The organism is Micromonospora sp. WMMD723 (genome assembly GCF_049863385.1).
Taxonomy (GTDB): domain Bacteria; phylum Actinomycetota; class Actinomycetes; order Mycobacteriales; family Micromonosporaceae; genus Micromonospora; species Micromonospora wenchangensis.
In genome coordinates, this window is record NZ_JBMKNR010000001.1 from 1,484,024 (window position 1) to 1,506,577 (window position 22,554).

At 73.4% G+C, this 22,554-nt stretch carries 21 protein-coding genes; 9 read left to right on the forward strand and 12 right to left on the reverse strand.

Annotation, left to right across the window (positions count from 1 at the left end):
- Positions 1 to 95: 95 nt before the first annotated feature.
- A complete protein-coding gene (locus ACN261_RS06795; protein WP_425848988.1) occupies positions 96 to 1,376 on the reverse strand; it encodes a phytase in 1,281 nt (426 codons plus the stop codon).
- A gap of 46 nt (positions 1,377 to 1,422) precedes the next feature.
- Between ACN261_RS06795 and ACN261_RS06800 the strand changes: the two genes are divergently transcribed.
- Together ACN261_RS06800 and ACN261_RS06805 are read left to right on the forward strand one after the other, a co-directional pair.
- The gene (locus ACN261_RS06800) at positions 1,423 to 2,559 is read left to right on the forward strand and encodes an SAM-dependent methyltransferase (protein WP_421486939.1); all 1,137 of its coding nucleotides are present in this window, start codon (positions 1,423 to 1,425) and stop codon (positions 2,557 to 2,559) included.
- Positions 2,556 to 3,725 (forward strand): NADH-quinone oxidoreductase subunit D, encoded by a 1,170-nt coding sequence (locus tag ACN261_RS06805; protein WP_421405733.1) that lies wholly within the window; start codon positions 2,556 to 2,558, stop codon positions 3,723 to 3,725. The genes ACN261_RS06800 and ACN261_RS06805 overlap by 4 nt, the downstream gene beginning before the upstream one ends.
- A 16-nt stretch (positions 3,726 to 3,741) precedes the next feature.
- On the opposite strand, the gene ACN261_RS06810 is transcribed toward ACN261_RS06805, so the two are convergent.
- The 4 genes from ACN261_RS06810 to ACN261_RS06825 all read right to left on the reverse strand — a co-directional run bounded on the left by ACN261_RS06810 (position 3,742) and on the right by ACN261_RS06825 (position 8,269).
- The gene (locus tag ACN261_RS06810) at positions 3,742 to 5,460 is read right to left on the reverse strand and encodes a hypothetical protein (RefSeq protein ID WP_425848991.1); all 1,719 of its coding nucleotides are present in this window, start codon (positions 5,458 to 5,460) and stop codon (positions 3,742 to 3,744) included.
- A 195-nt stretch (positions 5,461 to 5,655) separates the two neighbouring features.
- On the reverse strand, positions 5,656 to 6,660 hold the full coding sequence (locus ACN261_RS06815) for a glycine betaine ABC transporter substrate-binding protein (protein WP_088643880.1): 1,005 nt from the start codon (positions 6,658 to 6,660) through the stop codon (positions 5,656 to 5,658).
- A 153-nt stretch (positions 6,661 to 6,813) separates the two neighbouring features.
- A complete protein-coding gene (locus ACN261_RS06820) occupies positions 6,814 to 7,536 on the reverse strand; it encodes an ABC transporter permease (protein WP_088643879.1) in 723 nt (240 codons plus the stop codon).
- Between the two features lie 46 nt (positions 7,537 to 7,582).
- Positions 7,583 to 8,269 (reverse strand): ABC transporter permease, encoded by a 687-nt coding sequence (locus ACN261_RS06825; protein WP_425848995.1) that lies wholly within the window; start codon positions 8,267 to 8,269, stop codon positions 7,583 to 7,585.
- 2 nt (positions 8,270 to 8,271) lie between these two features.
- Between ACN261_RS06825 and ACN261_RS06830 the strand changes: the two genes are divergently transcribed.
- Positions 8,272 to 9,267, forward strand: coding sequence for an ABC transporter ATP-binding protein (locus tag ACN261_RS06830; protein ID WP_421484466.1), 996 nt, complete (start codon positions 8,272 to 8,274; stop codon positions 9,265 to 9,267).
- A 61-nt stretch (positions 9,268 to 9,328) separates the two neighbouring features.
- Here ACN261_RS06830 and ACN261_RS06835 read toward each other — a convergent pair whose 3' ends face one another.
- The 7 genes from ACN261_RS06835 to folP all read right to left on the reverse strand — a co-directional run bounded on the left by ACN261_RS06835 (position 9,329) and on the right by folP (position 13,903).
- Positions 9,329 to 9,826, reverse strand: coding sequence for a hypothetical protein (locus ACN261_RS06835; RefSeq protein ID WP_421484467.1), 498 nt, complete (start codon positions 9,824 to 9,826; stop codon positions 9,329 to 9,331).
- Positions 9,827 to 9,891: 65 nt separating this feature from the next.
- Positions 9,892 to 10,197, reverse strand: a complete 306-nt coding sequence (locus ACN261_RS06840; RefSeq protein WP_421484468.1) for a hypothetical protein — start codon at positions 10,195 to 10,197, stop codon at positions 9,892 to 9,894.
- Positions 10,198 to 10,279: 82 nt separating this feature from the next.
- A complete protein-coding gene (locus ACN261_RS06845; RefSeq protein ID WP_421484469.1) occupies positions 10,280 to 11,491 on the reverse strand; it encodes an ABC transporter permease in 1,212 nt (403 codons plus the stop codon).
- 100 nt (positions 11,492 to 11,591) lie between these two features.
- Positions 11,592 to 12,068, reverse strand: a complete 477-nt coding sequence (locus tag ACN261_RS06850; protein WP_421484470.1) for a DUF3180 domain-containing protein — start codon at positions 12,066 to 12,068, stop codon at positions 11,592 to 11,594.
- Between the two features lie 67 nt (positions 12,069 to 12,135).
- On the reverse strand, positions 12,136 to 12,663 hold the full coding sequence (gene folK / locus ACN261_RS06855; RefSeq protein WP_425848999.1) for a 2-amino-4-hydroxy-6-hydroxymethyldihydropteridine diphosphokinase: 528 nt from the start codon (positions 12,661 to 12,663) through the stop codon (positions 12,136 to 12,138).
- Entirely contained in the window at positions 12,660 to 13,019 is a 360-nt protein-coding gene (gene folB, locus ACN261_RS06860) for a dihydroneopterin aldolase (RefSeq protein ID WP_421484472.1), read from the reverse strand. Before folB ends, folK begins: the two co-directional genes overlap by 4 nt.
- A complete protein-coding gene (gene folP, locus ACN261_RS06865; protein ID WP_425849001.1) occupies positions 13,016 to 13,903 on the reverse strand; it encodes a dihydropteroate synthase in 888 nt (295 codons plus the stop codon). Before folP ends, folB begins: the two co-directional genes overlap by 4 nt.
- Before the next feature lie 355 nt (positions 13,904 to 14,258).
- Here folP and ACN261_RS06870 point away from each other — a divergent pair, with 355 nt between their 5' ends.
- The 6 genes from ACN261_RS06870 to ACN261_RS06895 are packed head-to-tail and all read left to right on the forward strand — an operon-like array spanning position 14,259 to position 22,551.
- On the forward strand, positions 14,259 to 14,573 hold the full coding sequence (locus ACN261_RS06870; RefSeq protein WP_425849004.1) for a hypothetical protein: 315 nt from the start codon (positions 14,259 to 14,261) through the stop codon (positions 14,571 to 14,573).
- A 13-nt stretch (positions 14,574 to 14,586) separates the two neighbouring features.
- Positions 14,587 to 14,949, forward strand: a complete 363-nt coding sequence (locus ACN261_RS06875; protein ID WP_067302246.1) for a hypothetical protein — start codon at positions 14,587 to 14,589, stop codon at positions 14,947 to 14,949.
- Between the two features lie 49 nt (positions 14,950 to 14,998).
- Positions 14,999 to 18,853: an ATP-binding protein gene (locus ACN261_RS06880; protein ID WP_425849006.1), complete on the forward strand. Its 3,855-nt coding sequence runs from the start codon at positions 14,999 to 15,001 to the stop codon at positions 18,851 to 18,853.
- Between the two features lie 2 nt (positions 18,854 to 18,855).
- The gene (locus ACN261_RS06885; RefSeq protein ID WP_425853566.1) at positions 18,856 to 20,826 is read left to right on the forward strand and encodes an MFS transporter; all 1,971 of its coding nucleotides are present in this window, start codon (positions 18,856 to 18,858) and stop codon (positions 20,824 to 20,826) included.
- Positions 20,827 to 20,830: 4 nt separating this feature from the next.
- Positions 20,831 to 21,379, forward strand: coding sequence for a hypothetical protein (locus ACN261_RS06890; protein ID WP_425849009.1), 549 nt, complete (start codon positions 20,831 to 20,833; stop codon positions 21,377 to 21,379).
- A complete protein-coding gene (locus tag ACN261_RS06895) occupies positions 21,376 to 22,551 on the forward strand; it encodes a M23 family metallopeptidase (RefSeq protein ID WP_425849011.1) in 1,176 nt (391 codons plus the stop codon). Before ACN261_RS06890 ends, ACN261_RS06895 begins: the two co-directional genes overlap by 4 nt.
- The last annotated feature ends 3 nt before the right edge of the window (positions 22,552 to 22,554 follow it).

Consider the following 22,554-nt stretch of genomic DNA (forward strand, 5'->3'; position numbering starts at 1 on the left):
GCCGGGGGCAGGGAACCCGAACAAGGATGTGTGAAAACGTTCACCGACCGCCGGCACCGGACGTCCCGGTGGCTGCCGGGGGCCGGGGTGGCAGTTCACCGCCGGCCGGTCAGGAACCCGGCGTCGACGAACTTGACGTTGCTGTCCGGGCGTTCCCCGCCGTCCCCGTCCGGCGTCGCCGGGGTGTTCCGGCCGTCCTGCACCACCAGCAGCCCGCCGGGGAAGCCCGGCAGCGGCGTGGCCGTCACCGTCGCCCCGTCGCACTCCTGCGCGCCGTCGACCCGGCCGTCGACCACCGCGAACCGCCCGGTCGGCCGGTTGGTGACCCGGTCGTAGGTGAAGAACGTGTCGTCGCCCTGGCTGGACACGACGAGGGTGCCCGCGTACCGGCCGGTGCGCATGATCGTCAGGCCCTCCACGTCCTGGGCGATCCGCCCGCCGAAGCCCGGGTCGGCGGTGTGGTCGGTGACGCAGTCGTCGGCCGCCGGGTCGAAGACCGCCGGGACGCCGTACTCGCGGACCCGCTCCACCGACCGGGGTACGCCCACGAACCGGCCACCGACCAGTCGGGTCCGCCACAGGCCGACCTTCTCCTGCGCCAGGTACACCACGCCGGTGGCCGGGTCCACCACCGTCCCCTCCACCTGCGGGCCGTCCCCCGGGTCGGTGCACGGCGACCAGACGGAGCCGTCCGGCAGGGTGAACGTCGACGGCAGCACCAGCCGCCCCACCGGCCGGTAGCTGACCTTCCCGGCCTGTTCCACCAGCCGGAACACCCCCACCTCCGGGGTGCTGCGCCGGCTCACCACCGCGTACGCGGCCCCGTCCCGGTCGGTGAACGTGCCCAACCCGTACGCGGTGCGCTGGGTGTTCACCTCCGCCTGGTCCCGGCTGAACGCGAACGGCGGCTGCGGCGCGGTCACGTCGACCAGCCGCCGCGACGCCGGGTCGATCCGGTAGAACCGGAGCTGGTCCCGCCCCCGGTCGGTGACCACCGCCAGGTCGACCGGCCGGCCCGCCAACCGGAAGCCGCCGACCAGGTCGACGTTGTTGAACCGGCCCGCCTCGTCGTCCGGACCGGGTGCCGGCGGGGTGGCGATCGCCTGCCGCTCCCGGGCCCGCAGGTCGTACACCCGCAGGCCGCCGTTCTTGGCGGTGACGATCACCAGGCTGCCGGCCCGGTCGGTCGGGTGCACCCAGATCGCCGGATCGTCGGCGTCGGCGTCGCCACCGGCGGCGTCGTCGAACAGGGCGGGTGTCTCGGCCACCGCCCGGACCGCACGCGGCGCGTCGTCCCGGGCGGGCGCGGCGGCGGCACCGGTGGTCGCCACCAGCAGCGGTACGACCGCCAGCGCGGGGATCACGATTCGTCTCATGCCCGCAGACCGTAGGGTCGGCACGGTGACGGACCCTGAACACGGGATGAACGCGATTCGCTGGCGGGTCGCCATGGGCACCGCCCTCTACGGGCCGCACGGCTTCTTCGTCTCCGGGTCCGGCCCCGCCGACCACTTCCGGACCAGCGTGCACGCCTCCCCGGCGTTCGCGGCGGCGGTGTTCCGGCTCGTGTCCCGCCTCGACGCCGCCCTCGGCTTCCCCGATCCGTTCGACGTGGTGGACGTGGGTGCCGGCCGGGGTGAACTGCTGCGCGCCCTGGCCGCTCTGGCCCACGGTCCGACGACGCCCGACGCGGCCGCGACGCCGCTGGCCCGCCGCCTGCGCCTCACGGCCGTGGAACTGGCCCCCCGCCCGGCTGACCTGCCGCCCGTCATCGCCTGGACGACCGAACCCCCGACGGGGATCACCGGCCTGCTGACCGCCACCGAGTGGCTGGACAACGTCCCCCTGGACGTGGCCGTCCCCACCGACACCGGCTGGCGCTACCACCTGGTGGACCCCACCACCGGCGAGGAGACCCCCGGCCCCCCACTGACCCCGGAGGACCTGACCTGGCTCACCACCTGGCACCCCGCTCCGACCCCAACCCCCACCCGGCCCGCACCCCCCGCCACCGCCCCGGTGACCAAGAGGTTTGCGTCAACGGAGGGGCCCGAACCTGACGCAAACCTCTTGATCACCAGGCCCGGGGGGCGCGGGGGACGGGTGGAGGTGGGGCGGAGCCGGGACGAGGCGTGGGGGCGGGCCGTCGGGCGGGTGCGGCGGGGGGTGGCGTTGGCCGTCGACTACGGGCACCTGCGCGAGCGGCGGCCGGTGGACGGGACGCTGACCGGGTACCGGAACGGACGGCAGGTGCCGCCGGTGCCGGATGGCTCGTGCGACATCACCGCACACGTCGCCATGGACTCCGTCGCGGCCGCCGGTGCACAGGTCGCCGGGTGCGCGTACACGTTGCTGTCCCAGCGGGAGGCGCTGCGGGCGCTCGGGGCCGACGGCGGCCGACCGGCGCTGAGCCTGGCCGGCACCGACCCGGCCGGCTACGTACGGGCACTCGCCGCCGCCTCGGCGGTGGCCGAGCTGACCGACCCGGCCGGGCTCGGCGGACACCACTGGCTGCTCCAGCCGGTCGGCGTCGCCGTCGATGCGCTCATGGCACGATGACCGGCATGACCACGGACACCGGTGAACTGCGCGAGCTGACCGTCGGCACCGGGGCCGGCGGGGAACAGCTCGGCACCGACATGGTGCTCAACATCGGCCCCCAGCACCCCTCGACGCACGGCGTGCTGCGGCTGAAGCTGGTGCTCGACGGGGAACGGGTGGTCGCCGCCGAACCGATCGTCGGGTACATGCACCGGGGCGCGGAGAAACTGTTCGAGGTCCGCGACTACCGGCAGATCATCGTGCTGGCCAACCGGCACGACTGGCTGTCGGCGTTCTCCAACGAGCTGGGCGTGGTGCTCGCCGTGGAACGGCTGATGGGCATGGAGGTGCCCGAACGGGCCACCTGGCTGCGGATGGCGCTGGCCGAACTGAACCGGGTGCTCAACCACCTGATGTTCCTCGGCTCCTACCCGCTGGAGATCGGCGCGATCACCCCGGTCTTCTACGCGTTCCGGGAACGGGAGACCATCCAGGCGGTCATGGAGGAGGTCTCCGGCGGCCGGATCCACTACATGTTCAACCGGGTCGGTGGGCTCAAGGAGGAGGTCCCCGCCGGCTGGACCGGCCGGGCCCGCGCCGCCATCGCCGAGGTACGCCGCCGGATGCCCGACCTGGACAACCTGATCCGACGCAACGAGATCTTCCTGGCCCGCACCGTCGGGGTGGGGGTGCTGTCGGCCGCCGACGCCGCCGCGTTCGGGGCGTCCGGGCCGGTCGCCCGCGCCTCCGGGCTCGACCTCGACCTGCGCCGCGACGAGCCCTACCTGGCGTACGACCAGCTCGACGTGCCGGTGGTCACCCGCACCGCCGGGGACTGCCACGCCCGCTTCGAGGTGCTGCTCGACCAGGTGTACGCCTCCCTCGACCTCGCCGAACAGTGCCTCGACCGGGTCGACCGGCTCACCGGGCCGGTGAACACCCGGCTGCCCAAGGTGGTCAAGGCCCCCGAGGGACACACCTACGCGTGGACGGAGAACCCGCTCGGGATCAACGGCTACTACCTGGTGTCGCGGGGCGAGAAGACGCCGTGGCGGCTCAAGCTGCGCACCGCGTCGTACGCCAACGTGCAGGCGTTGGCGACCCTGCTCCCCGGCTGCCTGGTGCCCGACCTGATCGCCATCCTCGGCTCGATGTTCTTCGTGGTCGGCGACATCGACAAGTGACCCGCCGCCGACCCGGTCAGCGCCAGTGCCCGCCCGCGCGCGGGGTGTCGTCCTGCGGCGGGTAGCCGTACCGCTGCTCGCCCGCCCACTGCGGGTGGTCACGCGGCTCGGGCTCCGGGTCGCGCCACGACACCACCGGCTCCCGGTCCCGCCACTGCTCGGCCCGCTGTCCCTCCCACCGCAGGTCGTCGGCGCGCGCCGGCCGGTCCCGGGCGGGCTGCGGCTCGGCGCGGGACGGCCACTGCCCGTCCGGCCGGTCCGGGGCCGGTGGGGTCGCGTGGGCCGGCCACTGCTCGGCCGGCCGGTAGCTGCGCGCCGGCTCCCGCCACTGCTGCGGCACCGGCACCCCGCCGGCGGGCAGCGCGGGCCGGTCGGACTGCTCCGGTCGACCGTCACCCCACCGGTCACCGGTGGGCTCCACCCCGTCCCGGTACGGCTCCTCCTGTCGCACCGAGGCCCAGCGGTCCGAGTAGTGGTAGCCGCCGTCGGCGCGTGCCTCCGCGTGGCGCTCCCCGACCCGCACCTCCCGGGCCCGGCCCTCGTCACGCGCCTCGGCCCAGCGGTCACCGGCGCGCGCCTGGCGGGCGGGCACGTCGGCCCGGTCCTGCCCCCAGCGGTCACCGGCAGGCGGCGCGGGCGACTCGGCAGGACCTCCCGCCCAACCGGACCGACCGCCCGCCGACCAGCCACCGGCCTCTCCACCACCCGTCGACCACTCCGCCCGGCCCGGCTCGGGCCGGTCGTCGCCCGGCGTCGGCCAGGCGGGGCCGGTGGCGGCCGGCCAGGCCCGCTCGTCACGCGACGCCGGCCGGGCCGCCCGGGACCGGTCATCCGGCGGGGCCGACCAGCCCCGGCCGGTCGGCTCGGACTGCGCCGACCAGGGACGCTCCGGCTCCCCGCCGGCCCATGACGACTCGTCCCCGCCGGAGGCCCACCGGCCGGCGTACCCGCCGCCGTATCCGCCGGACGGGTCGGGACCGTCGACGACGGTGTGCCGGGTGGTCACGTGCACGGTCTCGGTGTGCCGCACCACGCCGAGCGGGCGGGACGTCGACTCGGCGGGCCCCCCGCCACGTGGCTCCCGGCTGGCCGCCCCGTACACCCCGGCCTGCCCGGTGGTCGGGCGCTCCGGAGCGTAACGGCGGCCGGTCGGTTCGGCGGACTCCCGGTCGGACGGCACCCGGCCCCGGCCCGCCGCGACCGGCGCGGAAGCCTCCGGATGGGTCCAGTCCGACGCGGGTTCCTCGACGGCGGCCCGTCGCCGGCCCACCGGAGCCTCCGGTGCCGGCTCGGCGGCCGGGACCCGGGCCCGGCCGGCACCGGCGACGGAATCCTCGGCGGGCGGGGCGGCGACGGCGGCAGCCAGCTCGGCCGCCGAGTCCAACCGGCGACGCAACGCGGTGACCTGTTCCTCGACCCGCTGCGACTGGTCCAACGCCTGGTTGCCACGCTGGGCGGCGGCCACGATCTCGCTGCGCAGTTCGCGCCGGAGCTGCTCCAACTCGTCGAGCACCGACTCGTCGGACGCCCGGACACCGCCGTCGGCGCGCAGCGCGATGGACAGACCGATCAGCACGACGGCGGTGATGGCCAGCACCGCGGCGAACCGCAGCGGACCGTTGCCGTCGGCGAACAGCAGGATCAACGCGGCGATCGGCGCGAACGCCACCCCGATCCAGAACAGGACGGTCAGCAGTTGCGGTCTGCGCTTCTCGGAGACGACCGGGGAGGGCATGGCTGTGCAGCCTACCGAGATGTACGCGGGCTGGGAACGGTCCCAGGGCAGAATTGCCCCGATCTCGGCCGGTACGCCTCGGCGCCACCGGATCGTCGCCGGCCGACATCCGCACTGGTCAACGGGGCACGATCAGCCCGTTACGGGGCGGGCCCGGTCGCGGTCGGGGGGAGCCGACCGCGACCGGGATCACGCTCAGCTGGTGGCGAGCGCGCCGTCGGACGAGAAGACCAGGCCGACGCTGGCGGTGCCGGTCTTCAGGGCGTTCTTGGTCTGCGGGCCACCGGCGTCCAGCGAGCTGAACGAACCGGCCTTGAAGTCGTAGACCTCCACCAGACCGGCCTGGCACTTCGGCCGCTGCGGGCACTCCGGCGGGCCGGCCAGCACGGTGTCCTTGCCGGAGCACTTGGCCGCCAGGTCGGAGAGGGTCTTCAGGGAGTACTTGTCGGCGAACGCCTTGGTCACCGCGAAGGCGTTCTGGTCCTGCGCCGCGGACGGGGTGCCGAACGTGATGCCCGCCTTGTCACCCTCGGACTTCAACGCGCTGACCGTCTTGTCCAGCTCCGGCGAGGAGACCGGGGTGGCGTCCTTGCCGTTGGCCTTGGTGTTGAGGAACTCGGCCATGGTCGCCGCGTACTCGGGGACGACCTGGATCTCGCCCTTCTCCAGGCTGGGCTCGTACAGCTCACGGTTGCCGATCTGCTGCACCTTGACCTGGTAGCCGGCGGCGGTGAGGGCGATGTTGTACAGCTCGGCCAGGGTCTGGCTCTCGGAGAAGTTGCCGGCCCCGACGACGATCTGCCCACCCGGGCCCTTGGCGATGCCGGTGGTCAGCCCGTTGGCCGAGGCGAACTCCTCGGCCGCCGCCTTCGGCGTCTTGCGGTCCACGTCGACCGCCTTGTTGAGGGCGATCAGCTTCGGCGTGTCCAGCGCGGCCGAGACCTTGTCCAGCGCGGCGAGCAGCTGCGGGTTCGCCACCTTGGCGTTGACCGCCGGGATGATGTTGTCGGTGTTCTGGAGCTTCTTGTCGTCGTCGAGGACGACGAGCTGGTCACCGGCGACCGGGGCGCAGCCCGCACCGCTGGCGCCCTGCTGCGGAGCGTCGGTGCCGGACGAGCCGGCGTCCCCACACCCGGTCAACAGACCCGCCAGGGTCAGGGCGCCCACCGCACCCGCCGCCAGCCGTGTCCGTACGCGCATCGTGCCCGCCTTCCGTGTCCCGGCGCGACCCCGGGCAGGGTCGGCCGCGTGTCCGACGGGCGACGGCCGCCGCCCGCGGGTTCAGCCAATATCCTTCCGGACCGACCGACAAACTCTGAACCACTTTCGTAACGTGATCGTCACGGTAAGGGATCAGTTCCCCGCCGTGGCGTCCGCCGCCCGCCGGTTGGCCGCCCGCCGGGTACGCCGCAACGGTCGTGGGGTCACCGCCCGCTCGACCAGTGCCAGCACCCCCTCCGCCGCCAACGCCAGCCCCGCCACCAGCACTCCACCGGCGATGATCTGCCCACCACCGGCCGCGATGTCCAGCCCGAAACCGGCCCGGATGATCTGGCCCAGCCCTCCGCCGTTGACGAACGAGGCCAGTGCGGCCGTCGCCACCACCTGGACGGCGGCCGTACGGAACCCGGCGGCCAGGTACGGCACCGCCAGCGGCAACTCCACCCGACGCAGCACCTGCCAGCCCGACAACCCCATCCCGCGTGCCGCGTCCCGGGCCTCCGGGTCGGCCTGCCGCACCCCGGTGTACGCGTTGGCCAGCAGCGGCGGCACCGCGAACACGGCCAGCGCCACCACCACCGCCGGTCGCCCGAAGCCGAGGAAGGTCAGCGGCAGGATGGTGAGCAGCGCCAGGGTGGGGATGGACAGGGTCAGGTTGGAGATCAGCACCACGGCACCGCCGCCGCGCCCCGAGTGCCCCAGCCAGAGGCCGATCGGCCAGGCCACCAGGCAGCCCAGCAGCACCGCCGCGGCCGACATGCTCAGGTGCTCACCGACCCGGTCCAGCACCCCACCGGGGTTGGTCCAGTTGAGCGGGTCGTTGAGCCAGACCACCGCCTGCTGCACCGGGTTCACCGGATAGACCTTTCGTTCGTGACTGCGGGCCTCCGCTGCGCCCTGCTCATCGGGGGCGGCTCCGCAGCCAGGGGGTGAGCAGGCGGCCCACGCCGGCCAGGATCAGGTCCAGCACCAGGGCGAGCAGGACGCAGAACAGCGTGCCGGTCATGATCTGGGCCTTGTAGAAGTTGTTCTGAAACCCCGCGAAGATCAACTGCCCCAGGCCGCCCCGGCCGATCACCACCCCGACGGTGACCAGCGCGACGGTGGAGACCGTGGCGAGGCGTACCCCGGTGAGGATGCCGGGCAGGGCCAGCGGCAGGTCGATGCGGAACAGCCGGGCCCACCTGCCGTACCCCATGCCCTCGGCGGCGTCACGCACCTCGGGGGGCACCTGGTTCAGCCCGGCCACCGCATTGCGGACGATCACCAGCAGCGCGTACAGCACCACCACGGTGAGCACGGTCACCGCGCCGATACCCAGGTAGGGGGCGATGAACGCGAACAGGGCCAGGGAGGGGATCGTGTACAGCACCCCGGTCAATGCGAGAATCGGCCCGGCGAGACGCCGGTACCAGTAGGCGAGCACCGCCAGCGGCAGGGCCACCAGCGCGGCGAGCAGCACGGCCCGGCCGGTCAGCGAGGCGTGCTCGCGCAGCGCGGCGAGAATGGTGTCAGAGTTGTCCCGCACGTACTGCCAGGAGAACCACGGATTACCCGGCTCGGCCCGGTAACTCAGGTGGAAGGACACACGTGGACGTTACCCCCGGGGGCACCGGCGACGCAGGACACAGTGCCGCGTCGATCACGCTCGACGGCATCCGCAAGCGGTACCCCGACGGCACCGACGCGGTCCGTGAGCTGAGCCTGGAGGTGCCGGCCGGCGAGCTGGTGGTGCTGATCGGCCCGTCCGGCTGCGGCAAGTCGACGGTGCTGCGGATGGTCAACCGGCTGATCGAGCCGACCGGCGGCCGGATCATGCTCGGCGACGAGGACATCACCCGGGTCGACCCGGTGAAACTGCGCCGACGGATCGGCTACGTGATCCAGAACGTCGGCCTGTTCCCGCACCAGACGGTCGCCACCAACGTCGGCACCGTACCCCGGCTGCTCGGCTGGCCGAAGGAGCGGATCCGGCAGCGCAGCGGCGAGCTGCTGGAGCTGGTCGGGTTGGACCCGGCCCAGTTCGGACGCCGCTACCCGCACGAGCTGTCCGGCGGGCAGCGGCAGCGGGTCGGGGTGGCCCGCGCGTTGGCCGCCGACCCGGTGGTGCTGCTGATGGACGAGCCGTTCTCCGCCGTCGACCCGATCGTGCGGACCCGGTTGCAGGAGGAGTTCCTCCGGCTCCAGGCCGAGGTCCGTAAGACCATCGTGCTGGTCACCCACGACCTCGACGAGGCCGTCCGGCTCGGCGACCGGATCGCGGTGCTCTCCGAGGGCGGCCGGCTGGAGCAGTACGACACCCCGGCGGCCCTGCTCGGCACGCCCGCCTCGCCGTTCGTGCGCGAGTTCGTCGGCGCGGACCGGGGCATCCGCCGGCTGGCGGTCACCCCGGTCACCCGGGAGGTGCTCGACGGCGAGGCCACCGACGGCACCCTGCCGGAGCTGCCGCTGGGCCGCTCGGCGTACGACGCGCTGGCCGCGATGCTGACCGCCGGCACCGACGCGGTCGTGGTCACCGCCGACGGCCGGCCGGCCGGCACGCTCAGCCGCGCCCGGGTGCTCGACCTCGGGCAGCCCGGCGGCTAGCCGGCGCGGGCGCCACCCGGACCGGCCCAGCGGTGAGGGTGCGGGCCGGCTGAGCTGAGGGTCAGGCCCGCCCGCCCAGGCTGGCCAGCCCGATGATCCAGCCGGCGAAGAAGCCGTAGCCGGCCCCGGTGCCGGTGGTCTCGAAGGCCGCCAGCAGCGGACCGTCCGCGGTGAGTAGCGCCGCCAACAGGGTCGCCGCCGCCGCGGCCAGGGTGTACGCGGCCCAGCCGGAGAAGAACTGGCTGGCCGACCCGGGCACCCGGGCCACCTGACCGGCCGGCAGCAGGTAGAGCAGCACCCCGGCGAACAGCAGCAGCAGGATGGCCCGCAGGTCGGTGGCGAGCACCCCGTGCTCCGGGGTCGCCTCCACCCGCCAGGCGGGCCAGGCGAGCAGCCGCAGGTACCAGCCCCCGGCGGAGTCCGGATCGGTGTGGGCCTCCGCCCAGCGGACGTACCAGGGACTGCCGCAGACGGCGACGAGGATCAGCGCGGCGAGGGTGCCGGTGCCGGCGGCGGTGCCGTACCCCTGCACGCTGCGGGGGCGTTGGGTGAGGGCCATGCGGCGGGAAGTTCCCGACCCGCCACGGCCGGCAAACCTCTCCCGCCAGCCGGCGGGCCGGCCGCTCAGTGCTTCATCAGGTAGTCGATGAACGCCGCCCGCAGCAGCGGCGCGGACTCCTCGTAGCCGTGCCCGGTCAGCTCCCGCCACAGCGCCGCCGCCTCGTCGATGGTCGGCCCCACCGAGTTGGGTGCCCCGTCGAGCGCGGCGGCCTCGTCGGCGTTCGGCAGGTGCCGCAGCACCGACCAGAAGAACCTCACGTCCCGCCGCTCCCGGGCCCGCGCGAAGGCCCGCTCCCGCAGCTCCTCGGTGGAGAGGGCGTCGAGCTGGTCGAAGGTGTGGCCGGTGCCGGCGGAAGGAGTCTCGGTCATGCCCGCGAGCCTAACCGGAGAGATCGTCGCCGGCCCGTCGTCCACGCCCGGTCGCCGGCCGCACCGGTCCGGGCCGGGCCGCTCACCGCTCGTCGGCGTCCCAGCGGGGCGGGGCACTAGGCCAGCGGGGGGCCTCCCAGGGGTCGGGCGGGGTGTCGTCGGTCGTCCGCTCCGGCAGGGCCGGGGTCCAGTTGCGCGCCTCCCCGCCCGGGGGCATCGACCAACCGGAGCTGATCGCCCCGTCCCGCACCGGCGGCAGCTCCACCGGTTCACCCGCGAGGGTGCGGGGCCGGCCGTACGTCTCGACCAGCCGGGTCACCAGCAGACCACCGGCCAGGGCCGTCCCACCGACGGTCCACCTGTCGGTCGGCGCGCCGACATCCTCCGCCCAGGCCAGGTAGGTCACCACCAGGCCGACCGCGAGGAGGGCGCCGAAGATCCCACCCCGCCGGCCGTACGCGCTGGTGCCGCCGAACATGGACACCCCGACCGCGAGCACCGTCCAGTCCAGCCCCGACGTCGGCGTCACCGGGCCCTGCGCGTTGGCGGCGACGAGCACCCCGGCGAGCATCGCCAGCACGGTGGAGGCGATCAGCGCGGCCGACGTCACCAGGGCGGCGGCCATGCCGCGGCGGCGGGCCGGGTCGGCCACCGGCCGGAACCGGCCGACCAGCCGGCGTACGGTCCGGATCGCACCGAACGCGCCGAGCAGGACGACCACCGCGGCGAACCCGGCGAACAGGTAGTAGGCGTTGCGCCGGGGGTCGTAGTCGGCCTGCACCGCCACCGGCAGGTCCCGCCGTTCGATCCAGACGACCACCCCGGCAGCGGCGGCGAGACTGGCCGCCCAGCCGGGCACGTGCAGCACCACCACCGCCCAGGCCAGGGCCAGCCCGCCCAGCGCGGCGGCGACCAGTGCCGGGACGACCGCCGGGGACACGCCCCGGTCGCCCTGCTCGGCGAAGTGCAGCGCGGCGGCCAGCGCCACCGGGCCGATCGCCAGGTTCACCGCGGCGGTCCGCAGGCTCAGCCCGGCCGCGAGGACGAGCAGGCCGAGCGCGACCGCGTCGACGAGCAGCCGCCGCAGGCCGGCACCGCGCAGCGCGTCCGGGTCGTCCCGCCACAGCAGGTAGGCCAACGCGGCGAGGGCGAGCAACAGCGCCAGTTCCCAGACCACGTGCACGCCGAGCCGGTCCCGGCCGGGTTCCCCCTGCTCCGGGTCGTCGAGGACGTTCTCGGGTACGGTCGCGGGCACCTCTGCCGACGCGGTCCGGCCCGGTTCGTCGTACACCATGCGGTGCGCCTCCCAGGTGACCGGCCGTCACCGGTGACGGCTGACTGTGTTCCGGTCGCCAGGCACCGTACCCGCGCGCCGGGGGCGGGCGTAACCCCTGTCAGCGCTGCCCGGGTCGGTCGGCCCGGTCGTCGGCGTCGTCGTCGGACTCGGGGACCCGGCAGGAGCGTTCGAGCCAGAGCGCGGCGGCGACCAGGGCCAGCGAGGCGAGGGTGCCCGCCCCGGCGGCCGGCCGGTCCTCGATGGCCGCGTTGGTCGGCTCGACGAAGAGCCAGCCGGTCAACCCGGCGTAGAAGCCGAGGAAGATCGCCCCGGCCAGCGCGGACGCCTTGGCCAGCACCACGAACCGGGCGACCAGCAGCGGGTTGACCGGCTCCCGGCCGGGCCGCCGCTCGATCCGGCCACGGGTGTTGACCGCCGCGTACGCCTCCAGCACGGCCAGCGCGGCCAGGGTGACCACCGGCAGCCAGGGCAGCCGGGGAATGCCGCTGTAGTAGAAGCTGCTGATCAGCAACCAGGCCACGGCGGCGGCGGCGAGCGCGGCGACCAGCAGCGTCGAGAACCGGGTGGGACCCATCCTCGACCCGTCGGGCTCCCGGTCACGGGGCGGTCGGGACGGCGTCATACCGGCCGGCTCCACTGGTTCATGTGTCCGACTCTAACGAAAGATCGGGGCGGGGGGTCAGTTCGAGGGCGTCCCCGGCGACCGGTTCGGCGTTGAGCAGGTCGGTCAGCCAGCCGTGCCCGGCCAGCCGCCCGTGCGGGTCGATGTCGATCCACGGGCGGAGCACGAAGGCGCGCTGGTGGGCGCGGGGGTGCGGCAGGGTCAGCGCAGGGTCGTCGCTGAGCACCGGCCGGCCGTCGTCGTCCCAGACGGCGACGACGTCCACGTCGAGGGTGCGCGGCCCGTACCGGCGCGCCGGGTCGCGGACCCGGCCGGCGGCGGTCTCGGCGGCGTGCGCCCGCGCCAGCCAGTCGTCCGGGGTCGCCGCCGGGTCGGCGACCATGACCGCCGCGTTCAGGTACGCCGGCTGCTCGGCGTCCCCCCACGGGGGGGTCTCGTAGACGCCGGAGACCACCAGCACCGCGTCACCGAGACCGGCGACGGCGGCCCGCAGGTGGTCGAGCCGGTCGCCCAGGTTGCTGCCGATCGACAGCACCGCCCGGGTCACCGGGTACGCCGCATCGTGACGGCCACGTCGGCGAAGGTGTGCGGGATCGGGGCCTCGGGCTTGTGGACGGTGACGGTGGCGGCGGCGACCAGCGGGTCGGCCAGGCAGACCGCGAGCAGCCGGTCGGCAAGCGTCTCGATCAGGTTGACCGGCTCGCCGGTGACCACCGCGACCAGCCGCTGCGCCAGCTCGCCGTAGTGCACGGTGTCGGTCACCTCGTCGGAGCGGGCCGCCGGGGCGAGGTCGAGTTCGAGTTCGGCGTCGACCACGAACTCCTGGCCCTGGGCACGCTCGAAGTCGTAGACGCCGTGCCGGCCCCGGGCCCGCAGTCCGGTCAGGACGATCCGGTCGGTCACGTTCCTCCCTCCGTCCGGCCGGTGGGGGCCGGGTCGTTGCCGGTGGCGGCGAGCCGGGGGCGGCCGGTGGCCGCCCAGACGGCGAGCGCGTCGGTGGTGCCCCGGACGTCGTGCACGCGTACCCCCCAGGCGCCCGCGGCGACGGCGAGCACGCTGGTGGCGATGGTGGCGGCGGCCCGGCCGTCGGTGTCCCGGGGGGTGCCGTCCGGGGTGGCGAGCAGGTGGCCCAGGTAGGACTTGCGGCTGGCGCCGAAGAGCAGCGGCAGGCCGAGGTCGAGCAGTTCGGGCAGGCGGGCACTGAGTTCCCAGTTGTGTGCGGCGGTCTTGGCGAAACCGAGCCCGGGGTCGATCACCAGCCGGTCGGCGGCCACCCCGGCGGCCAGCGCGTCGTCGACCCGCTTCGCCAGTTCGGCCCGGACGTCGGTGACCACGTCGGTGTAGCTGGCCAGCTCGCGCATCCCCCGGGAGTGCCCCCGCCAGTGCATGAGCACCCAGGGGCAGCCGGCGTCGCGGACCACCCGGGCCATGTCGGGGTCGGCCAGCCCGCCCGAGACGTCGTTGACCACGGCGGCCCCGGCGACGACGGCCGCCTCGGCGACCGGGGCGCGGGTGGTGTCGATGCTGACCGGCACCCCGGCGGCGGCGAGTTCGCGGATCACCGGCAGCACCCGGGACGCCTCGGTGCGGGGGTCGACCCGGTCGGCGCCCGGCCGGGTCGATTCGCCGCCGACGTCGACCAGGTGCGCCCCCTCGTCGTGCAGCCGCACACCGTGTGCGACGGCCGCGTCGAGGTCGGCGTACCGGCCGCCGTCGGAGAAGGAGTCGGGGGTGACGTTGAGGACGCCCATCACCACCGGGGCCTGCGCCCGTACCAGATCGGTCACGACTAGACGGTACCGGTCGCGCGGGGGCGCTCCGGGGACCCCCACCAGCCCCGCCACGAGCACCCTGACGTGCCCGTTGGAACAGGTGTACGATCGGTCGTCCGGGTCGAATCGGGTCGACTCTTCGCGGCTTGTCGCAAAGGGGGGCGGCCCGTACGCTGTGGAATTGCCCAGCATCAAGAGATGGCGAAGCCTGGAGGGAGGGCCGAAGCGGGAAAATCCCCCCAAATCTCGCCACTCTCCGTGGTGGGAGACCCGCGCCGCGTCATCGACGCTGTGCACAGTGAGCACATTCCCGCCAGGCTTGCCTACTGCACCACCGCGGCACCGCCGGCCGCGTTATGGGGAGGTTCCAGTGATCGCCTTCGAGCTGATGGAGACGACGTCTTCCGGCGTCGCACAGGTGCTGCACACCCTGGTGACGACGCCACTCGCCGAACCGGCCCCCAAGGGCATCGACACCAACGGTGTCGTCACCTTCTTCGCCAGCAAGATCGCACCCATCCTGCTCGCCGTGCTCGGGGTCATCTTCATCGGCCGGGCCAGCCGGGGCGAGATCTCCAAGGTGCTGACCAGCTCGGCCATCGCGATCGTCGGGCTGGCCTTCATCGCCGGCGCGGCAACACTTTTCTTCATCGGTGACTACCTGATCGATCTGATCTTCGAATAGGCGCGGGCGAGACATGCGGCTGCGCACCGACGACGACATCTACCGGGCCCGCCTGGTCTACCTCGGGCCGCCCGGCTACACCCTTCCGGTCCACCTCCCGTACGCCCAGTACGGACTGTTCATGCTGCTCGTACCCCTCTACATGTTCATCCACTGGTTGTTCACGCTGCAGGTCGAGCTCTTCCCCGCCTGGGAGATCGCGCTCGCCATCGTGAGCACCTCGTTCATCTTCCGGTACGTCGACCCGGACCGGCCGGCGCGGATGGTCATCCGCACCGCGCTCACCGACTGGCGACGCACCCGGGAACCGGCCGCCGAGCTGCGGGACCCCCGCCTGGTCGGCAGCCGGATCAGGATCCGGGAGGAACTGGCATGACGAGGCGTACCCCTATCGGGCAGTCGGACCACACGGGTGAGGCGGTCGAATGAGTCGCTCTTCCACGCCGGGTTTCCCGGCCGGACGACACAGCGCCCCACACGGTAACCGTGCGCGGTCGTTCGACTACCCCCAGGAGGAGCTGCGGGACGACGAGCCGTACGACCCGTCCCTGCTCACCGGCCCGGGACAGGGCGGCGTGGGGGTGTTCCAGGCTCCCCGGCCCACCCCCGGCCGGGGTACCCCGCCGGCCGATCCGGCACCCGCCGCGCCGATGCTGGTGGGTGACGGCACCGACATCGACTCCCCCTTCCTCGACCTCTTCGGTGGCGGTCCCCGCCCCGGCACCGCCCCGGCACCCGGCACCCCCGCACGCCGGGGGCCCGGCCGGGAGCACCGGCCCGTGCCGCACCAACCGGCCCCCACCCCGCCGCCGGCCATCGAGGCGCAGGCACCGGCGGCGGCCCTCGAGGCGGCCCCGCCGACCACGCGCACCCGCGTCCCGCACCAGCAGGGTGACCGGTCGACGACGACCCCGACCGGCGACCGTCCGGCCGAGGCGCCGCAGCGGGCACCGCGCCGGGTCCCCACCGACCCGTTCCCCCGGGACACCGGCGAACCGCTCACCGCGCGGGAGGCGGCCGAACGCGCCCGCCGGGAGGCCACCGAACGGGCCCGGGAGGCGTCCGACCGTGCCCGACGCGAGGCCGCCGAGCGGGCCCGCCGGGAAGCCGCCGAGCAGGCGGCGGCGGACGCGGCCCGCCGCGAGGCGGCGGAGGCGGCACACCGCGAGGCGGTGGTACGGGCCGAACGCGAGGCGGCGGAGGCGGCACACCGCGAGGCGGTCGCTCGGGCCGAACGCGAGGCCGCCGAGCAGACCCGCCGGGAAGCCGCGGAGCAGGCCCGACGGGACGCGGCCGAGGCGGCCCGGCGCGAGACGGCGGAGCGGGGCCGACGCGAGGCCGCCGAGCAGGCGCGGCGGGAGAACGCCGGCCAGTCCCGGCGGGATGCGACGCTGACCCCCCGGCCCCGACCCACCCCGGCGGCGACCCCGACCCCGGCCTGGCCCGAACCCGTCGAGCCGGCCTGGCCGGAGGACGTCGAGCCGGCCTGGCCGGAGGACGTCGAGCCGGCCTGGCCGGAGCCGACCGAGCCGATCCGGGCGGAGGCCGTGGTGGCCCCGGCCGGCGCGCTGGCCGCCGAACCGGCCCGGCCCGCGACCGTCGACTCCGACCGGCCCGCGCCGGCGGACCCCGGCTCCCGGGAGTTGGCCACGCCCCGGGAACGTGCGGCGAGCCGCCGCACCGCCGCGACCAAGCCGGTCCGGGTACGCCCACCGAAGATCAAATTCGGGGACCGGGACCCGTCGATCGAGCTGGCCATCACCGAGATCGCCGGGCACCTGACGTTCACCCCCAACACGGTCACCGCCTGGTACTGGCTCCCCGAGGTGCGCTGGGCGTTCCGTCCGGACGCCGAACGCGAGGCGCTGCTCTCCGCGATCTCCGAGCAGTACGCCGGTCTGGCCGGGTTCCGGCTGCACCTGCGCCGCACCACCCGGCCGTTCCCCGCCGACGAGTGGGCCCGCACCATCGACGCGCACACCGCGTCGCCACTGCCCGACGTCCCCGGCACGCCGGGCTGGGCCGACCACCTGGTCGCCGCGCAGCAGCACCTGATGTCGGTCAACCACGCCGAGGGGCAGACCTACCTGGGGGTCACCTTCGCCCGTCGTTCCCTCGGCGATTCCCTCACCGAACGTCTGCTGCGCGCCTTCGGCAAGGGCACCGCCGACGGTGAACGCCGCAAGCTGGGGCGTACCGTCGAGCAGTTCGACGAGGTGCTGGGCAGCTTCGGCATGCGGGGCCGGCGGGTCACCGCGCAGGAGCTGGAATGGCTGCTCTACCGCTCGGTGGCGCTGTGCATGGCCCCGCCCGGTGCCCTCTCCCCGGTGACCAACGGCCGGTGGGAACGCGGTGACCTGCTCGCCCTCACCGAACAGGTCGAGCGTTACCGCACCCCGTACGGCACCACCGTCAAGCTGGTCAACCGGATGACCGGCGAGGAACGGCACGTGGCCGTGCTCGCGGTCGGCCGGATGGAGCCGCTGGAGATCCCCGAACGGCACGAGCCGTGGCTGCACTTCCACGAGCGGCTGCCCTGGCCCATGGAGATCTCCACCCGGGTCGACATCCTCGGCTCCGGCGACTCCTTCCGTAACCTCGAACACCGGCTGCGGATGATCCGGTCGCAGCAGCTCGACTACGCCGAGCACGGCATCGACGCCCCGCCCGAGCTGGAACGGCTCGCCAAGCGGGCACTGGTGATCGGCGACGAGATGACCACCGGCCTGCCCGTCGACTCCGCCCGGGCACACGGCTGGCACCGGATCGCCGTGGGCGGCCGGACCCGCGAGGAGTGCATGGAACGGGCCCGCCGGCTCATCCAGCTCTACTCCCGGGAACTGCGCATCTCCCTGCAACACCCGAAGAACCAGGACTGGCTGGCCCGGGAGTTCATCCCCGGCGAGCCGATCGCCAACACCGGGTACGTCCGCCGGATGCCGGTGCCACTGCTGGCCGCCGCGCTCCCCCAGGCCGCGTCGACCGTCGGCGACCGTCGGGGCGACCTGATCGGACGTACCGCCGGGACCTGCCGCCGGCCGGTCTTCCTCGACCTGCACTTCCCGATGGAGGTACGCGAGCGCTCCGGGCTCGCCGTCTTCGTCGCCGAACCCGGTGGTGGCAAGTCGACCCTGCTCGGCGCGCTCGGCTACCTCGCCGCCCGGCGGGGCGTGCAGGTCACCCTGCTCGACCCGTCCGGGCCGCTGGCCCGGCTCTGCGCCATGCCGGAGCTCAAGCCGTACGCCCGGGTGCTCAACCTGACCGGTTCGGAGCCGGGGACGCTGGCCCCGTACGCGCTCATCCCCACCCCGCTGCGCAGCGAGTTCACCTCGGGGGCGGCGGGCGACCGGGAGTTCGAGATCGCCGTCTCCAACGCCCGGGCCGAACGACGCATGCTGGTGCAGGACATCTGCATGATGCTGGTGCCGCCGCAGGTGGCCCGGGAGGCGTCCACCGCCACCCTGTTCCGGCACGCGGTACGCCAGGTGCCGGCCGAGGAGACGTCCACCCTGGACGACGTGGTCACCTGCCTGCAGGGGCTCGACGACGACGCCGGCCGGGAACTGGCCCACCTGCTGCTCGACACCGCCGAGATGCCCCTGGCCATGCTCTTCTTCGGCCGCCCGCCGGAGGGACTGCTCGGCGCGGGGGCGGCGCTCACCGTGATCACCATGGCCGGCCTGCGCCTGCCCGACCTCAAGATCGAACGCGAGTACTGGTCGGCCGAGGAGGCGTTGGCGCTGCCGATGCTGCACACCGCGCACCGCCTCGCCGTCCGCCGCTGCTACGGCGGGTCGATGTCCTCGCGCAAACTCGTCGGCCTGGACGAGGCACACTTCATGGAGGGCTGGCGCTCCGGCCGGTCCTTCCTGGTCCGCCTCGCCCGCGACTCCCGCAAGTGGAACCTCGCCGCACTGGTCGCCTCGCAGAACCCGAAGGACATCCTCGGCCTCGACGTCCAGAACCTCGTCTCCACCGTCTTCGTCGGCCGCATCGCCGAGGACACCGAGATCGCCTCCGAGGCGCTCCGGCTGCTCCGGGTGCCGGTCGACGACGGCTACGAGGCCACCCTGGCCTCCCTGTCCGCCGTCGACACGACCTCCGCCACCCGGCTCGGCTTCCGCGAGTTCGTCATGCGGGACGTGGACGGCCGGGTGCAGAAGGTCCGGGTCGACGTGTCGTACGTCGAGGGGCTGCTGGATCACCTCGACACCACCCCCGCCGCGGTCGCCCAGGCCGCCGGGATACTGCCGACCGTCCTGGCTGATCTGGAGGCGTGACAATGGCGAGGGCCCGGGCACGGATCACGGCGCTCCTCCTCGCACTCGGCGTACTCGCCGGTGCCACGATCGCCTGGCCGGTGGTCGGGGCCACACCGGCGTACGCCCGTACCCCCGTCACAGCGCAGGCCACCCTGACGGCACAGGCGGCTGCCGATCTCTGCACCACCAAGGAGTGGCAGGCCGACTTCCGCGCCTGCGTCGCCAAGCTCAAGCAGGTCAGCGAGACGGAGGTGGACTGCCGTAAGCCGCCGGTACCGTCGGCCCCGGACTCCGGTCTGGCGGGTTGGTTCGCCTCCCGCCCCGACTCGTCGAAGCTCCCCGGACCGAAAGGCTTCTACAGCGACTACGGCTACGGCGGCTACAGCTTCAACACGTACGACGTGGAGGGAGGCTGTGCCTCCACCGTCCTGCATCCGGACTACAAGTTCACCACCACCGTCGCCAACGGCGAACTGATGATGGCCACCGCCGTGGTGGGTGCCTCGAACGCGCTCCGGGAACGCGCCTGGGACCCCCGGTCGATGTGGAACTGGGCCGACCCGCTGGTCGAGAAGGCGACCAAGGCCGTCTACCAGAAGGTGTTCAGCGTCTTCGGCATCGTGACGCTCTGTGTGGTGGGCCTCTACCTGCTCTGGCGCTCCCGCCAGTCGGACATGAGCAACGCGATGACCACCGCAGGCTGGGCCCTGCTGGTGATGGTCGCGGTGACCGCACTGGCCGCCTGGCCGGTGAAGTCCGCCAACATCGCCGACGGCACTCTCATCACGTCACTGGGCGTCGTCCATGATGCAATCGGTCCAGCAGCGCGCGACACACCAGCGGACCAGTGCGACGATCCGAATCCCGATGCTTGCAAGGACAGCCGCCCCCCGGCCGTGCGCGCCAGTGACACCGCCACCGAGTCAATGCTGTACCGCAACTGGCTGCGCGGGGTCCTGGGCTCGGCGGACAGCGAGACGGCCAAGAAGTACGGGGCGGCCCTCTACGATGCGAAGTCGCTCTCCTGGGAGGAGGCCGAGAAGCTCCGGGAGAATCCCGCCACCCGCGACGCCACCATCAAGGCCAAACAGCAGCAGTGGATGACGGTCGCCGAGCAGATCAAGACCGAGGATCCTGAGGCATACGAGTACCTCCAGGGCAGCAGGGACATGGACCGGATCGGTTCCGGGTTCATCGCGGTCCTCGCCGCGTTGCTCTTCGCCATGTTCGACCTGACCGCCTCGCTGCTGGTGCTGCTCGGCTTCATGATCTTCCGGTGGGCGGTGATCGCCGCACCGATCCTGGGCACGATCGGCCTGCTCCGCCCGGCCAGCGCCGGGCTGCGACGGCTCGCGAACGCCGTGGTCGCTGCCGTGTTCAACATCGCCATCTTCGGTACCGGAGCGGCGATCTACCTGTTCGCCGTGGACCTGATCATGAGCACTTCGACCCTGCCGGGCTGGCTCCAGGTGGTGCTGGTCTGGCTCTGCGGTGTGGTCGGTTGGTTACTGCTCCGGCCCTACCGGAGGATCACCCAGCTCGGCGGCAAGGACAGCAGTGAGGCGGTCGGCTCGGCCGGGTCGTGGCACCGCCGGTTCTTCCGGGACATGCGCGTTGCCGCCCGACTCGACGTGGCCGAGCCGGGGGGTACGGCCGAGCCGAAGCTCACCCGGGGGCGCGGTGCCGCGTTGGAACCGGCCACCCTGCGGCCCGAGGCCAGGCGGGAGGACCCGAGCCACTCGACCGTCAGCACGCCGGCACAGCGGGAACGCCCGGATGGGCGCGAACGTGCCGACGAGACCGAGGCGAAGCCGCCGACGCGGGAGGGCAACCGGCCCACGACCGCACCCCGCCCCCGACGCCGCCCGGCGAGCTGGACCGAGCCGGACGTGCCGGAGGAAACTCCGTCCTTCGTGGTCTACCGACCCGACTCCGCGCCGGCACCGACACCCGTGAAGCCCAGCCCTCGTATACGCTCCGAGGCGAGGTGACGCGATGCGGCGAGCGGTCGAACTCCTCTTCACGCGACTCATCCGGTCGCGGCTCGGCATTGCGCTCGTGATCGCCGTGCTGGTCCTCGGGGTGATCGGTACGGCTCGCCTGGTGTCTGGTCCCGACGACCTCACAGCGGGCCTCAGCAGCCGCCCACGGGAACCGATCACGACCGTCGATCCAGAGGAGGGCGACGACGGGGTCATCGCCACCCCGGTCCCGGAGTCACCGCGTACCCGGCCCGGGGAGTTGACCCCCGAGCAGACGGCGACCCGGTTCACCACCGCCTGGTTGGGCGGGTCCACCATCACTGCGGAGCAGTGGCAGGCGGCCCTGCGGCCGTTGTCGACGCCGGAACTCACCGAGAAGTTGACCGGTGCCGACCCGGCCGGAGTGCCTGCTGTCAAGATCGCCGGTTCTCCGACACTGCGACCTCGGACGGCGGTCTTCACGGAAGTTCTGGTTCCGTTGGAGGGTGGACAGCTGCGGCTGGAACTGGTTGCCCCCGACGGCCGCTGGTTGGTGGATGCCGTGGACTGGGAGCGGGAATGACTGCCGAACTGTCACCGAGTGGTGGCCCACGCCGCCGGATTCGGGTGGGTGCCGTCGCCGCCGCACTGACCGGCGCTCTCGCGTTGCTCTGCTGCGGGGGCGGCAGTGCCGCGTTCTTCCTGACGAACCTCGGCGGCGACCAGGAGACCCTGGTGTCGGACGAGCAGCAGTGCGATGACGAGCACCGCGTCAACGTCACCGGCAAGATGCCCCGGATGTCCGCGTACGGGGCCAGTCAGATGCGTAATGCCGCAGTCATCATCAAGGTCGGTCAGGACATGAAGGTGCCACCGCGGGGCTGGGTGATAGCGGTGGCGACGGCGATGCAGGAGTCAGCGCTGCGCAACCTGTCCAACAGCACCGTCGCCGGCTCCCGCGGCATTCCGAACGAGGGTGTCGGCTCTGACCACGACTCTCTCGGTCTGTTCCAGCAGCGGGCCGGCTGGGGTAGCGTCACCCAACGGATGAGCCCCGACTATGCGGCCCGCAAGTTCTACGAGAAGCTGGTGAAGATCGACGGTTGGGAGCGGATGCCCCTGACCCGGGCCGCGCAGAAGGTGCAGATCAGCGCCTACCCCGACGCGTACGCGAAACACGAGGACGTCGCCAGCCAGATCGTCAACGCGCTCGCCGGTGGGGCTGCCCGCACGGTCCAGATCGCGGAGCGGGCGGTGTGCGACCGCGCCTCCGCCCGCGCCATCGCCGCCTCCGGCTGGACCGCGCCGATCGACGGCGGGGTCGGCTCCGGCTTTCGGACGGCGAGCCGACCGCGACACAACGGCGTGGACATCGGTGCACGCAAGCGAACCGAGATCCACGCCGCCGCCACCGGGCGGGTGCTGGTGGCCCGCTGCGATCCCGACCACCGTGGAAATCGCAACTGTGACGTCGACGGTTTCCCGGGCAAGGGAGGGTGCGGGTGGTTCGTCGACATCCTGCACGCCGGCGGCTTCATCACCCGGTACTGCCACATGATCGAAAAGCCCCGGGTGGTCCCCGGGCAGCTCGTCAAAGCCGGGGAGGTGATCGGTCTGGTCGGCAGCAGTGGCAACTCCTCCGGCCCGCACCTGCACTTCGAGGTGCACATCGACAGCAACCGCAGCTTCTCCGGCGGCATCAACCCGGTGCCGTTCATGCGGCAGCGTGGTGCGCCGTTGAATGGTTCGGCATGAGGC